Raw genomic sequence first — 14,640 nt, 5'->3', positions numbered from 1 at the left:
CTGAAATATAGCGACCAATGAAGAAGCAAACAAATAACAATAAAATTACACGTAAAGAAGCATTACAAAAAATGGGGAAATATGCTGCTTTAACAGCTGCAGGTACTTTTCTTATTTTAAATCCCAAAAAAGCACATGCGCAATCTACTGATGATCCTGAAGATCCACGTGGTGGATTCTAAAATTATAAAACAAAACCAACTTAAACCTTATTGAATGTATCAGTAAGGTTTTTTTGTACTTTTACACCAATAATTAAAATTCAATACTAGTTTACATAGATTTCACTTACTTATATGAAAAATAATTTAGCACCAACATATTCTCAAATTATAGATCAACACTTTATACATTGGTTTCAAAAATCGAATAGCTACATCATTATTAACGAAGTATTAAATAACTATTTAACAAATTATTTTACAGCTAAAAATAAATCCGATTTTATATTTAAAGTTGCTAGTACAGAGAAACTTAAAAATGAAAATTTAGAGGCTGAAGCTATTTATAACGACATTTCATTGTTTTTAGAAGAACAAAACAAGCCGCTTTCTTTAAATGAGGCTAAAGAAAATGAATTTGATAACAGCTATAGAAACTATAAAGAAAGTTATCAAATAAATAAGCACACAGTTGAAATCTATTTTTCTTCTGAAAAAATAAAGCAATACATTCATCCACAATTAATGCATTTATGTGGAATTTCAAAAAATAAGAAAACCACCATTTTTGATATTTATGAACAACATAATAACTTACACCTTTTTAAAAACGAAAAATTTATAGGTTCATACGAACCAACAAATTACCATTTATTACAAGGACGTTTTGTTATGGAGCTATTATGTGTGCTCCATAATACAAAAGAACACGATTGGTTGGGAACTTTCCATGCTTCAACAGTTTCAAACGGTAAAGAAGCCATTATGTTGGTTGGTGATAGTGGCAATGGTAAAAGTACATTTTGTTCATTATTAATGGCTAGTGGACTGGATTTAATGGCCGATGATATTACACCTATACTTTCTAAAAATAAAGAAGTTTATCATTATCCTGCTGCAATTTCAATAAAACAAGGTGCTTTTGAAATGCTAACAAATTATATTCCCCATTTTAATAAATTTGATAGCTTTGATAGTGGTACAAAAAAAGGACTGCTTAAATACATTCCTCCACAACAACATTTTGAAAATACCATCCAACACCTACCCTGCACAAAAATTGTTTATGTAAAATATGATAGCCTTGCATCAACAAGCTTAATTAAAACAGGTGCCGATAAAGTATTACAAACTTTAATCCCAGATTCTTGGGTTTCTCCTCAGCACAAAAATGCCAAACAGTTTTTAAATTGGCTAGAAAATCTATCGTATTATGAATTAAACTATAGCGATAATAATAAAGCTATAGAATTTTTTAAACAGCTATTCAGTAATTAACACTCATTAAATGAAGCCACCCTAGTTAGATCTCACTAAAAATTTTAGTGAGATTTTTTTATTTATATAAAAAAAAAATTTGAGTTGGTTTACACATAAATAAGCTGCTAAACTTTTGTGTGATTTTCTATTGTATATAATTGAATCGTCTCAATAAAAACCATTTGTTCTACTAATTAAACTATACGTTACACATTTAAAATCAATCAATTAACGATTAAATCATTCAAAATTATATATTTGACGTCTATCAACTTAAAACTAAAATTATCGAAATGAAAAAATTACTACTCTTAGCATTGATGTTCACAACATCAATATTATTCTCACAAACCATATCTTATACTTCTCTTCCTGTTGAGATTGACCCTAGTGGAAAAGGTCTTTTATCTTATGAAGTTACTTGGTCTAATGTAATCCCAGGGAAAAAAATTTTTAACCAATTAAAAGATGCCAATGGAGTTCAAGTTGCAGGATATACCTTTAATGGTGTTACTACCGCCAGTGGTTCTCAAACTATTAATTTGGGAAGTTGGCCTGCGCTTGTTGGTGTTTTAGTGCCCGGCACCAATGCAAGTATTAATTCTCAATATGAGGGAGTTAGTAGTATTACTGCACAAATTCCTATTGTACCTTCAACTAAAGCAGATGGAAACTGGGAAGATACAAGCATATGGTTAAGAGGGGTTTTGCCTTCATCTGGCGATTATGCTGTATCGATAGCAAATAATGTTACTGTAAACACAAATCCAACAATTAAAACTCTTACCGTAACAGCAGCCGGTAACCTAACTGTTAATACAGGACAAAGTTTAACAATAACAGGTAACTTAACGCAAGATGGATTATTAACTTTAGAATCAACAGCTGCAAGCTACTCAAGTCTAATTGTTGAAGGAACCTGTACGGGTAATGTAGATTACAAACGTTATACAAATGTTAAAGGTTCAGGAACCACTGGTGGAAACGATTTAGTTTCTCCACCAGTTTCAGGACAAAATTTTGGAGATTTTGCAACGGCTAATAGTAATTTAACAGCTTCTGGAGATATTAGAGCGTTTGCTCCTTTTAATAATGCTACAGACGCCTATGAAAATTACCTAACTACCACAAATGCAACAACAATAATTGAGAGTGGTAAAGGGTTTAGGTCAGCTACCGAAACAGGTGGTACATTAACTTTTAGCGGAACTGTTAACTCTGGTACAGTACCTGCTCCTATTAATGTAGGAGCTGGAAGCCCTTGGAATTTAATTGGAAATCCATATCCTTCATATTTAGATTTTGCAACTTTCTTTTCAACAAACAAAACCTTATTTGAAACAGGTGCTTATCAAGCCATTTATGGATACAATGGAAGCGGCTGGACTATTTGGAATCAAGCTACTATTGATGACACTTCAATAACTGAACTTTTTGCTCCAGGACAGGGGTTTTATGTAAGATCTGCTTCCGCTGGTGGTGCAGTTCAATTTACACCTGCTATGAGAAAAACGGGTTCTTCTGATGATTTTATTGCTGGTAAAGCTGTAAAAGCTTCTAGTACGTTAAGCAATACCAATGCTAAAATTCAAATAAGTGATGCTTCAACTACTTTTAAAACAGCTTTCTATTTTAATGATAATGCCACTTTAGGCTTAGACTCTGGTTATGATGCCGCTTTGTATGAAACTATCACACCTGAATTTTCAGTGTACTCACATTTGGTTGAAGACAATACAGGAAAAGCAATCGCAATTCAATCTTTAAATCCAACTGATGTTGACAATATCAATGTGCCTTTGGGCATCAATACAACTGCAGGTAAAGAAGTTACCGTAAGTATTGCTTCTTCGACTTTACCAAGCGGGATCTTTGTTTATTTAGAAGACAATGTAACTGGCGATTTAACTTTACTGAATGAAGTTGATTATAAATTTACTGCAACCGAAAATTTAACCGATACAGGTCGTTTTTTTGTAAGTTTTAAATCTTCAAAAGTATTAGGTGTAGAAGAAGAATTAGAAAAATTAAACAGTTTAGAAATTTATACTTCATCTATGGAAAAAGCTCTTTTTGTAAAAGGACAAATAACTGATATTGCTACAGTTAATTTATTTGATATACAAGGTAGAAAGGTGTATTCACAAACATTAGAGCAAAACAGTAACAATACACAAATTGATGTTACTGGTTTTAATACTGGTATTTACATTGTGCAAATTAAGAGCAACAGTATTTTTAGAACCAAAAAAGTAATTATTCAATAATTATTAAAAACAAACTAACTATTCATTTTTGAAATTTATAGCAATGAAAAAAAACAATGACCAAATAACTCGTAAAGAAGCCATCAAAAAAATGGGGAAATATGCAGCTTTAACTGCTGCTGGAACTTTTTTAATATTAAATCCTAAAAAAGCCCACGCGCAATCAAACCCTAATGATCCAGGTGGAGATCCTGTTCGCTAGTAAACCTTCTGGTATTATAAAGTATATAACCTCGATTCAATAGATGCTAAAAAATTACCTATTGGATAGGCAAACAACAACAATTACATAAATCCTACATTGATTATTCTAAGCGAATAATCAATGTAGGATTTATAATAAAACAAGGTGCTTTTGAAATGCTAACAAATTATATTCCCCATTTTAATAAACTTGATAGCTTTGATAGTGGTACAAAAAAAGGACTGCTTAAATACATTCCTCCACAGCAACATGTTGAAAATACCATCCAACACCTACCCTGCACAAAAATTGTATCTATAAAATATAACTATCTTACGCCTACAACTTTAATTAAAACAGGTGTCGATAAAGTGTTGCAAACATTAATTCCAGATTCTTGGGTTTCTCCTCAGCACAAAAATGCCAAACAGTTTTAAATTGGCTAGAAAATCTATCGTATTATGAATTAAACTATAGCGATAATAATAAAGCTGTAGAAATTTTTAACAAATTATTTAGTAATTAAGTTATTTAAAAAGTAACTGTTTCAATTTAATGAAATATCAACTATTTTTTTATATTTGTCACGAAATGAAGAACTCCAATAGCAACAAAATTACACGTAAAGAAGCCCTTCAAAAAATGGGTAAATATGCAGCATTAACTGCTGCAGGAACTTTTTTAATATTAAACCCTAAAAAAGCACACGCAAATTCTCCTCTTAGTGGTCCAGGAAACGATCCAGACGGACATTAAATTTAGTTAAAAATACAAGTTTCTTATGTAAACTTTATTGATTTTTTTGATAAAGTATTTTAGCCTTCATAACAATAAAATTCACTATTTGAACAAATGTAATGAGTACACAACAAAATACCTTAGAAATTATTGGAGCTATTTTAAGTTTTAAAAGTGCTACGCAATTATTAAAATTCACATTACAAGAAGAAAACTTTAATTGGGATGCTATTGTAAAAATTGGGAGTCGTCACTTGGTGCTACCTGCCATTTACTGCAGGCTTAAAGAAAAACAATTATTGAATTGTTTACCTGAAGATCTGCTTGAGTATTTGGAAGAAATTACAACCATCAATCGCAATAGAAACCTCGAAATTTTAAACGAAGTCAACGAAATTAGCCAATTATTTAACAATCATCATATAGACCATGTATTTTTAAAAGGAACGGCTTTATTGGCAGGCAACTATTACAAAGATCTTGGAGAACGTATGGTTGGTGATATAGATGTATTAGTAGCTTCAAATCAGGTACAAGAAGCCTATGAATTAATTAAAACCATCAATTATGGCAACCTTGAAGACATTCGTCTTAGAGCAACTCTTTTTGAGTCCAGACATCTTCCTAGGTTGGTAAAAAAAACAGCCTTAGCAGCAATTGAAATTCATAAGGAAGTTTTAAAAAAACCTTATTTTAATTATTTAATCCCTTCTGAAATATTAAAAAACAAAAGAGTTGTTCAAGGTATTTCTATTCCACTTTCAACACACTTATTAGAGCACAATGTACTCAACCTGCAAATAAATGACCTAGGAAATTATTATAATTACTTAAATTTCAGAATGGCCTATGATACGTGTCTGATATTAAGAGAGCACCCTACAATAAACATTCAATCCAATTATTCCACACCCATATTTGACAAGTATTTTTTGAGGCATTCCCTTTTTTTTAAAGAAATCAATTTCAAACCAACCAGTTTAAAGACTCAACTATACTTAGCATTGTTTAAATTTAAAATAAAACACCTATGGTATTTTAATATGTGTCATGGATTCTTATTTTACATAGATTACACAAAATTTTTACTCAACCGTTCAAGGCTATTCATTCTTAATAAAGACTATAGAAGTGATATTCTTACAGATAGAAAAAGAGTTTATAGAGAGCATAAAAAGAAATTGTTTAATTAGCTCGTTGTTGATTGTTGGTTGTTGGTTGTTGGTAATTAAAAGTCATGCTGAACTTGTTTCAGCATCTCATCACCAATATTTAAAACTTCAATGAAATAGATTCCCGCCTACGCAGGAATGACAGGCATAATACGTCATGCTGAACTTGTTTCAGCATCTCACTATAATTGATTCTGATTCCAAAACAAAAGATCTTTAATCAAGTTGGAGATGACACTCTTTTGTTGTTTTTTATTAACCGTAATCTGTTGTTATCTTCTTTGTACTATTTACAGAAGATGTCCTATGAATATTTCTGTAGAAAATACTTCCGAAGAAAAAGAAAACAGGCGGTGCTGTTTGAACTGTGAGAGTTCAGCGCATGTCTTTTTCAAGGATTGTATTTTAAAAAATTGTTCATCAAACTAGACTTTTTTGATTCTTTTTTGAGCAATGTAAAAAAGAATGAAGTGTAAACATTTTACTCCAATTCAAAAGATTCCCAATCAAGTTGTAGAAAACGGTTTGTTTGTAACTGCTGAGCCCACGAAGCAACTTCTCACGTCTCACCGTCTAGCCCGTAAAGCAACTTCAAACTTTTTAAGGTTAAATTATTACCATATATATTACTTATATTTGCCCAAAATGTAAATTTGCATGAAGACCTTTTTTAATAAAATTATTTTTGGACTATTTCTTCTATTTTTCACTTTCAACTCTAAAGGGCAAGAAATAGAACATTTTAATTATAACATTTCACTTAATAGCGGAATCTCTTCTTATGAAACCTTGCCTTTTTGGTTGGTTTCAAACAGGTACGGAAGTGTTCCAAACAGTAATTTTGGTGCTTTAAACGCCTCCATTTTCTCTAACTTAAAAAAACCGACTAAAAACTTTGGAATTGCTTATAAGGCAAGTGCAACTGGGTTTATTGCAAATGAAAATACAACAACTGGATATATTGCTGATAAAAATTCGGTTTTCATTAATGAATTATATGTTAGACTTCAATATAAAAATTGGGCCTTAGATCTGGGAAACAGAAATGGTGAAATAAAATGGGAGGGCTTATCATCTTCCAATGGAAATATTGTAAAATCTATCAATGCTAGAGCCTATCCTGGTTTTAACATTAAAACCTTAGAGTACCTAAAATTACCCTTTGCAAAAAACTGGTTAAGCTTTCAATTAAATTTTGCCAATTATTGGTTAAATGACGAACGCTCTGTAGATAAGGCAAACTTACACCATTCCAGTCTGTTTTTTAAGTTTAAATTAAATCCTAAATTTGAATTAATAGCGGGTATAGATCATTATGCTCAATGGGGAGGCACATCTGATATCGCAGGAGAACAACCTGATAGTTTTAAAGATTTTATCCGCATTGTTTTAGGCAAATCAGGTGGCTCAAATTCTTCTGAAAGTGACCAATTAAATGCATTAGGAAATCATTTAGGAGCCTATCTTTTTCAAATGAATTATTCTGGAGATCATACCCATATCAACTTTTATTATTCACATCCTTTTGAAGATGGATCTGGTATGGAACTGCAAAACTGGATGGATGGCTTATATGGCTTAATGATCGATTTAAAACAACCTGAAGCTCCTATAAGTCATATATTAACTGAATTTACCTATACCAAAAATATGAGTGGTGCGAACCCACCAGATCAAGGTTATGATGAAAATGGTAATAAAATACATGGAAGAGGACTTGATAATTATTTTAACAATGGTGTATATACTAGTGGTTGGACCTATTTTGGGCACACTATTGGCTCTCCATATTTTACCACAAAACCTGTTGATGAAAATGGCATTACACAGGGAGTAATTATAGGTGACAACCGGTTTATGGCTTTTAATGTGGGTATAAAAGGAACTTTTAAACCAATTACTTACAAAGCTATGTTAAGTCATGTTACTTATTTTGGTTGGTTTAACAATGAGTATGATTCAAAACCTAAACAATTTTCTGGGCTTTTAGAAATAAACCTTCCCGAAAAAAGCAATAGAGTCCCTTTTAATATTTCAGCTTCGGTTTCATTTGATACTGGCACCTATGCTCCCGTAAATTTTGGAGGTTTTATTACACTTTCAAAAAACGGTTTTTTTTAATTTTTAAGTCTTAACTTTATATTTTAAAATTGTCTATATATGTTATCATTTTTGAAGAAACAAAAAAATAGTATAACAACTATTCTTCCTGAAAATTTTGTAGATATCCATTCTCACTTATTACCAGGAATTGATGATGGGGCTAAAAATTTAGATGACTCAGTTGCACTGATAAAAAGAATGTATGATTTTGGTATTCGTAATTTTATTACGACACCACATATTATGGAAGGTGTTTGGGAAAATACTCCAGAAATTATTATGGATAAACTAAATGATTTAAGAGCTCATTTGAATTCTCTTGGAATGGATATTCAATTAAGTACAGCTGCTGAATATATGCTCGATGGCAATTTTAATAACTTATTAAGCCAAGGAAATTTGTTACCCTTGAAAGATTCATACATACTTGTTGAAATGTCGTATTTTAATGCACCTGTTAATTTGTATGAAATCTTATTTAATATTCAAATTGCAGGGTACACTCCTATTTTAGCACATCCCGAACGTTATAATTTTTATCATCAAAATTTTAATGAATACCAGAAACTAAAAGATGCTGGCTGTTTATTTCAAGTGAATTTATTATCTCTTTCAAATTACTACGGAAAGCATGTAAACACCATCGCGTTAAAATTGTTAAAAGAAAATATGATTGATTTAGCGGGTACTGATACGCATCATCACCGACATTTGAATCATCTAGAAAAAATTAATGATAAAAAGATACTTCGACTTATACAACCTGTGTTAGAAAATAATGTAACCTTATTTTCTAGATAATTGTTTGTTAATAGTTAGCCGTTAGTCTTTCGCTATTAGCTTTTTGCTCTAGGCAATACTCTGTTAGCAATCAAACGTCATGCTGAACTTGGTTTAACATTTCATTATAATTGTTCCCAATTTCAATGTAAAAGATTCCCGCATTCGTGAGAATGAAGGTTTGCTAGCTTTTGGCAGTTTGCAAGCACTATTCAGTATTTACTGTTAAGCCAGCGAAGCTACGCCTTACTTCTCACAAAAAATTACTTAAACAATCGTTTCCACCACGGAGTATGATCTTGTTCTCCATAACCATAGCCATAGCCATAACCATAGCCGTAACCTCCTTTTTCATAATTTACATCATTTACCAATACCGACATATTAGGTAAACGCTTTTCTAAATATAATTGTTTTGGAATTTCCAATAAACGCTTATCTAAATAATTAGCTCTAATCACATAAATAAATAAGTCTGCAAAATGACCTAATAATAAGGTATCAGTTACTAAGTTTACAGGTGCTGTATCAACAATTACGTAATCATAATGTTGCTTTCCGTATGCGAGTGCTTCTTCAAAACGACCATTCATTAATAATTCTGAAGGGTTGGGAGCTATTACTCCAGAATCTATCATATCAAAATTTGTTTCAGCTACATGTTCAACAATATCTGAAGGTGTTAATTTTGAATCCATTAAAAAATGAGTCAAGCCCTTGCCACTTTTAATATTTAAATACTCAGTAATTTTTGGTTTACGAATATCTGCCCCTATCAACAATACTTTTTTATCTGTTAAAGCCAAAACCGATGCAATGTTCAAAGCAATAAAAGTCTTTCCTTCTCCACTAACAGTAGAAGTAACAAAAATAGTTTTCGCTTTCGATTGAATACCCGACAGCATAAAATTCATATTGGTACGTAACAACCTGAAAGATTCAGCAATACTATCCCGATCGTTTTCTGAAACCACAATTTTCTTTAAAGAGTTGGTTTTTGGAACATCTCCTAAAATAGGTGCTTTTACTATCTTTTCTATTTCCTTCTTTGTATGAATTTTATTATCCAATAAAAACATGATATAAATAACTCCAAAGGGCACAATAACACCCAATAACAATGCTGCTAAATAAATAATATTACGTTTTGGAGCAACAGGTAAATCACTACCATAAGCCATATCTATAATCTTAGCATTGGGTAGAGTAACCGCTAAAGTAATGGCATTTTCTTCTCTTTTTTGAAGTAAATACAAATACAAAGCCTCAATAATTTGCTGTTGTCGCTCAATATTACGATACTCTCTTTCTTGTCTTGGTACTTCTGAAAGCTTACTTTTTAAGCGATATTCTTGTTGTTGAACATCAGCTAAAGAAATATTTAATGAAGCAACTAAATTTGTTAAACTTTGTAAAATACTCGTTCTTAGGTTTCTTATTTGAGTTTCCAAATTAATAATTACAGGATTCAATGTACTTGAACTTTGTAAAATTCGATTCCGCTCTAGTAATAATTCATTGTAAGCTAATGTGCTCCCCTCTATACCACTATCAGCCAAACCTAAATTAGCTGGTATCAAATCTTCTGCATTACTTTTTAAATGTTCTTGAACAAAAGCTACCAATTTTAATTGTGTACTTAATTCAATAATTTTGGCTTCTAATTCTGATCTAGTTCCTAAAACTAAGGTGGCTTCAGATGCAATATCAGTAAGGTTATTTTTCTTTTTAAAATCTTCAGCACCAACTTCTACTTGTAACAAGTCTTCATTGATTATTTTTAAGCGTTCATTGATAAATAGATTGGTGTTTTTACCTATCAAACTTTTATCATCTACAGCGTCTAAATTGTACTGTTTCACTAAATTATTAACAATAGCTTCTGCTTTCAATTTAACAGGATCGGTTAATGATAATTTAATAACACTCGCTTTTTTATTGACTTCAGAAATTTGAATCCGATTTAAGTAACTCCCAACCACATTCTTTAATGGAGAAATTTTAACAATAATTTCTGAACCCTTAACAAGGTCTTTATCATTTATAGGGGTAATGGTAAGTTCACCAAAATCTGTCATTACATTTTCACCGAAAGCATGTACCGACAACTCTTCACCCTCACTGTTGAGCAAACCAAAGGTAGTATCTGATTTTATAAGGACAACAAAAGAGGACTTTTCATTATAAAATATTGAATCTTTATTAAAGAAATTAATTTTAATAGGTAACTGTGTAGCAAATAGTTCGGATGTTTTTACGCGTCCTTTATTGTAATAAGTTACATTAATACCTAAATCTTTAACTACATGCTCCATTAATGAGCGTGACTTCAACAATTCAATTTCATTTTCAAAAGAAGAAGTTGGACTACTTAAACCTAAATCTTGAAAAGCTGATAATTCTGAAGGTAAACCTCCTTTTGAATCTCCTTCAACCAATATTGTTGATGAAACTTGGTATTGGTTAGATGTATAACGCAAATATAAAAATGCTGAAACTAAGGCAACTACAACTCCTAGTACAAACCACTTCCAATGATATACATATTTTTCTATTTCTTCCCTTAAATTGATTGCGTCGTCATTAAAACTGACTTCATTTAACTGATTATCGTGTTGCATATAAAAAAAATTAAAGCAAGAATATTGAAATTAGTGATAGTAAAATAGAGGTTACTGAAATTATAACTCCAGTATTAGCTCCAACTGCAGAGGCATTTACCTGTACTTTGTTCGGTTCTACGTAAATTACATCATTTTGAGATAAGAAAAAATAGGGTGAACTAAACAGTTCTTTATTGGTTAAATCAATATTCACAAACATACGTTGCCCATTTTGTTCTCTAATAAGCATGACGTTTTTTCGTTTTCCATGGATTTCCAAATCTCCTGCCAAGCCTATCGCTTCTATAATTGTAATACGCTCATTAGGTACTGAATAAGTACCTGGAGCCTTTACCTGACCTAAAACCGTAACTCTAAAGTTGGTCATTCTAATATTAATGATTGGATTTTTAATATAAGCCGCTATTAGCGTTCTCAATTTTTCAGTAAGTTCCATAGTAGTAGTTCCTGCTACTTTTAATTGTCCAATTACAGGAAATTGAATATGACCTCCAGCATCTACCAAATAAGTCAATGGTTTTACATTAGCAGCTGCAGTTCCTATCATAGGCGTTTCGTATAAATTAAAAGGCATGGCAGCTTCACCATCTATGGCAGAAACATTGATTAATAGTAAGTCTCCAGCCTGAATTCTAGGTTCAAAACTCATCAAGGTATCATTCACTTGAACTCCTTCAACTTCTTGGAAATAAACAATCCCTTTTTTTGAAGCACAACTAGTCAACAAGAATAGTACTAGCAATCCAATTACATATATTTTATTTTTCATATTGAAATTTCTTCCGATGGGAAATTTTATTTTATTCAATTTTTTTAGTGATGCGAATATACTGTTTTTTATTTTTTTACAAACAAGTAGTTCTAGTTTAGATTTTTCACGACGTCAAATTTTTCATACATAGAATTATTTGAGACAAATTCAGGAACTATTTCTTTCATTTTTCGCACTGTTTTTTCGAAGTTTAATTCATTATTTAAGGTGCAAAGTGCTTCAATATTCTTTTTAACAACTTCAAAATTAATAGGCTTCACTTTAGCAACCATTATTTTTTCATGGTATGTGTTTGTAGTAGTTTCACCATTTGCTAACAATTCTTCATAAATTTTTTCACCAGGACGTAAACCTGTAATTTTAATATCAATGTCCTCTGGGTATTTATAACCTGATAAATGAATCATATCTTTTGCTAACTTAAATATTTTAATGGATAAGCCCATATCAAATACAAATATCTCACCTCCTTTACCCATAGTACCTGCTTCTAAAACTAGCTGACAAGCCTCAGGAATGGTCATAAAAAAGCGTGTAATATCTTTATGAGTAACTGTTAAAGGACCTCCTTGTTCTATTTGTTTTTTAAACAATGGAATTACCGAACCATTTGAGCCCAATACATTTCCAAACCGGGTTGTAATAAATTTAGTGACCTGTTGTTTGTTTTGAGCATTGATATACATTTCTGCAATGCGTTTGGTAGCACCCATCACATTGGTAGGATTTACAGCTTTATCTGTTGAAACCATTACAAACTTTTCTACTTGGTACTTTAGGGCTAAATCAGCCATATTTTTGGTTCCCTTCACATTTACACATACGGCTTCAAATGGATTATTTTCCATTAATGGAACGTGTTTGTAAGCAGCTGCATGAAAAATAAGTTGTGGATTATAGGCTTCAAAAATAGTTTCCATTCTTTCTAAATTTCGAACATCTGCAACTTTCACCTCTATATTTTCAATAGTTTGATTTACAAAATATTGTTGTAAATCATACAGATCAGATTCAGCCTGATCAATTAAAATTAACTGCTTAAACTTATAATTGGCTATTTGCTTAGAAATTTCACTTCCTATAGAACCTGCTGCTCCTGTAATTAAAACAACCTTATTATTAAATTCTTCTTTGAGGATAGGGTTGTTTACTTCTATAGGTGCTCTTCCTAATAAATCCTCTATATTTAAACTTCTTATCTGTCGTGCATTTAAATCACCATTGATCCATTTTTTTACTGGAGGTACTATTTTTACATCTACTTTATATTTAGTTAGGTTATCTACAATTTCTAAAAGCCGAGCTGGTTCAATTTTTTGTATTGATATAATGACTTCATCAATTTTCTTTTTCTCAACAAATTTATCACATATATCTTCTGAATAAAAAACAGGAATACCGTATAATTTCTTTGTAGATTTCCGCTTATTATCATCAATAAATCCAACAATAAAAACCTTACTACCTTTATCTTCTTTCAATACAGAAGCAGTTAATAAACCTGCCTCGCCTGCTCCATAAATAAGAATTCTTTTATTTTTTCCACTAGAAGAAAATAAGATATTGTAAAACTCCTTAAATAAATATCTACTAATAATTAATATAATTACATTTAGTAAAAAATGAATCACTAAAATTGAAAGAGGAATTCTTAATTCTTGTAATATACCCCCTTTTATAATTAATAATCTAGCAGTTAAAAGAAACAAAAACAATATAGAATTGGCAATGGTAACATTTGCAGCATCTCTTAAACTTGTATAACGTATGGTTCCTTTATAAGAACCAGTTATTAAAAACGATAGCAATGCACACACTAAAACCAGAACAAGTTGTACAATTAAATTAGAAGTATCAAATCCCCACTCAAAATTAAAACGTATTAAATAGGCTAAAATAAACGTATTGACCACCACATAGGTATCAATAAACAATATAAGCCAACGCGGCGCGTTTCTTTTGAGTATTTTTTTTAAAGTTGTGTTTAGCACATTAAAGCAATTTTAAATTAACTAAAATTGAGAGTTAAAATAACAATTTTAAAGAATCAAATTTTATCAGCACAAAAATACATTTTTATAACTAGAATTTAACACATCTACAAATTTAATACAATTTTATCATTCTAAAAAATGACAGTTTATATAACAATATTAAGTTATTATTTTGATGAAGTTAATTTTGCTATTAGAGGTTTATTGTGGTACAAATAGAAATTACAATTTAAGTTAAGATATATTTTTAAAATTCTATTATGATTTATATCTCCTATAAAATCGTCACAACAAAGGTAGACACTCCATATCTAACTTTAAATATATAAATTGAACCAGAAGATGAATGAATTATAAAATAAAACACCTCTCTTAAATTAAGATGACAGGGTATTTTTTGAATAGAAATTCAGTATTAAGTAATCACCTAACTTATGATCTTGATCCCTTATATAACCCAATAAAAGCAATAAACCTTAAGTTTTTTGACAAAAAAAAACCTTCAACGTTTAAGTTGAAGGTTTTTCAAAAGAAAGGCGGTGACATACTCTCCCACCATAGTGGCAGTACCATCTGCGCTGATAG

At 30.8% G+C, this 14,640-nt stretch carries 12 protein-coding genes; 9 read left to right on the top strand and 3 right to left on the bottom strand.

The features are described from left to right. Nucleotides 1–17 precede the first annotated feature (17 nt). From CHB67_RS17075 to CHB67_RS00020, 9 genes are all read left to right on the top strand, one after another. Nucleotides 18–182 carry a hypothetical protein gene (locus CHB67_RS17075; protein WP_176461173.1) on the top strand — a complete coding sequence of 55 codons (165 nt, stop codon included), beginning with the start codon at nt 18–20 and terminating at the stop codon, nt 180–182. A 114-nt stretch (nt 183–296) separates the two neighbouring features. Beyond that, the gene (locus CHB67_RS00045) at nt 297–1,439 is read left to right on the top strand and encodes a phosphoenolpyruvate carboxykinase (ATP) (protein WP_089379699.1); all 1,143 of its coding nucleotides are present in this window, start codon (nt 297–299) and stop codon (nt 1,437–1,439) included. A 275-nt stretch (nt 1,440–1,714) separates the two neighbouring features. Beyond that, the gene (locus tag CHB67_RS00040) at nt 1,715–3,688 is read left to right on the top strand and encodes a T9SS type A sorting domain-containing protein (protein ID WP_089379698.1); all 1,974 of its coding nucleotides are present in this window, start codon (nt 1,715–1,717) and stop codon (nt 3,686–3,688) included. 43 nt (nt 3,689–3,731) lie between these two features. Then, on the top strand, nt 3,732–3,890 hold the full coding sequence (locus tag CHB67_RS17070; RefSeq protein ID WP_176461172.1) for a hypothetical protein: 159 nt from the start codon (nt 3,732–3,734) through the stop codon (nt 3,888–3,890). Between the two features lie 158 nt (nt 3,891–4,048). After that, a complete protein-coding gene (locus tag CHB67_RS00035; protein WP_089379697.1) occupies nt 4,049–4,309 on the top strand; it encodes a hypothetical protein in 261 nt (86 codons plus the stop codon). Between the two features lie 118 nt (nt 4,310–4,427). Then, nucleotides 4,428–4,628 carry a hypothetical protein gene (locus tag CHB67_RS17000; protein WP_141119661.1) on the top strand — a complete coding sequence of 67 codons (201 nt, stop codon included), beginning with the start codon at nt 4,428–4,430 and terminating at the stop codon, nt 4,626–4,628. A gap of 101 nt (nt 4,629–4,729) precedes the next feature. Then, on the top strand, nt 4,730–5,803 hold the full coding sequence (locus CHB67_RS00030; protein ID WP_089379696.1) for a nucleotidyltransferase family protein: 1,074 nt from the start codon (nt 4,730–4,732) through the stop codon (nt 5,801–5,803). A gap of 636 nt (nt 5,804–6,439) precedes the next feature. Beyond that, complete coding sequence (locus tag CHB67_RS00025; RefSeq protein ID WP_089379695.1) at nt 6,440–7,903, top strand: capsule assembly Wzi family protein; 1,464 nt, start codon at nt 6,440–6,442, stop codon at nt 7,901–7,903. Between the two features lie 39 nt (nt 7,904–7,942). After that, nucleotides 7,943–8,686 carry a tyrosine-protein phosphatase gene (locus CHB67_RS00020; protein WP_089379694.1) on the top strand — a complete coding sequence of 248 codons (744 nt, stop codon included), beginning with the start codon at nt 7,943–7,945 and terminating at the stop codon, nt 8,684–8,686. A gap of 242 nt (nt 8,687–8,928) precedes the next feature. Here the strand turns inward: CHB67_RS00020 and CHB67_RS00015 are convergent, their stop codons facing one another. The 3 genes from CHB67_RS00015 to CHB67_RS00005 form a co-directional block, all read right to left on the bottom strand. Next, nucleotides 8,929–11,286, bottom strand: coding sequence for a GumC family protein (locus tag CHB67_RS00015; protein WP_089379693.1), 2,358 nt, complete (start codon nt 11,284–11,286; stop codon nt 8,929–8,931). A 10-nt stretch (nt 11,287–11,296) separates the two neighbouring features. Further along, nucleotides 11,297–12,058, bottom strand: a complete 762-nt coding sequence (locus tag CHB67_RS00010) for a polysaccharide biosynthesis/export family protein (RefSeq protein WP_089379692.1) — start codon at nt 12,056–12,058, stop codon at nt 11,297–11,299. 92 nt (nt 12,059–12,150) lie between these two features. Then, on the bottom strand, nt 12,151–14,052 hold the full coding sequence (locus CHB67_RS00005) for a polysaccharide biosynthesis protein (protein ID WP_089379691.1): 1,902 nt from the start codon (nt 14,050–14,052) through the stop codon (nt 12,151–12,153). Nucleotides 14,053–14,640: the final 588 nt, after the last annotated feature.

The sequence above is a fragment of the Lutibacter agarilyticus genome (assembly GCF_900188235.1).
In the GTDB taxonomy this organism is placed as follows: domain Bacteria; phylum Bacteroidota; class Bacteroidia; order Flavobacteriales; family Flavobacteriaceae; genus Lutibacter; species Lutibacter agarilyticus.
The sequence above is the reverse complement of the archived record's forward strand: the minus strand, read 5'-3'. Positions and strand labels throughout refer to the sequence as shown.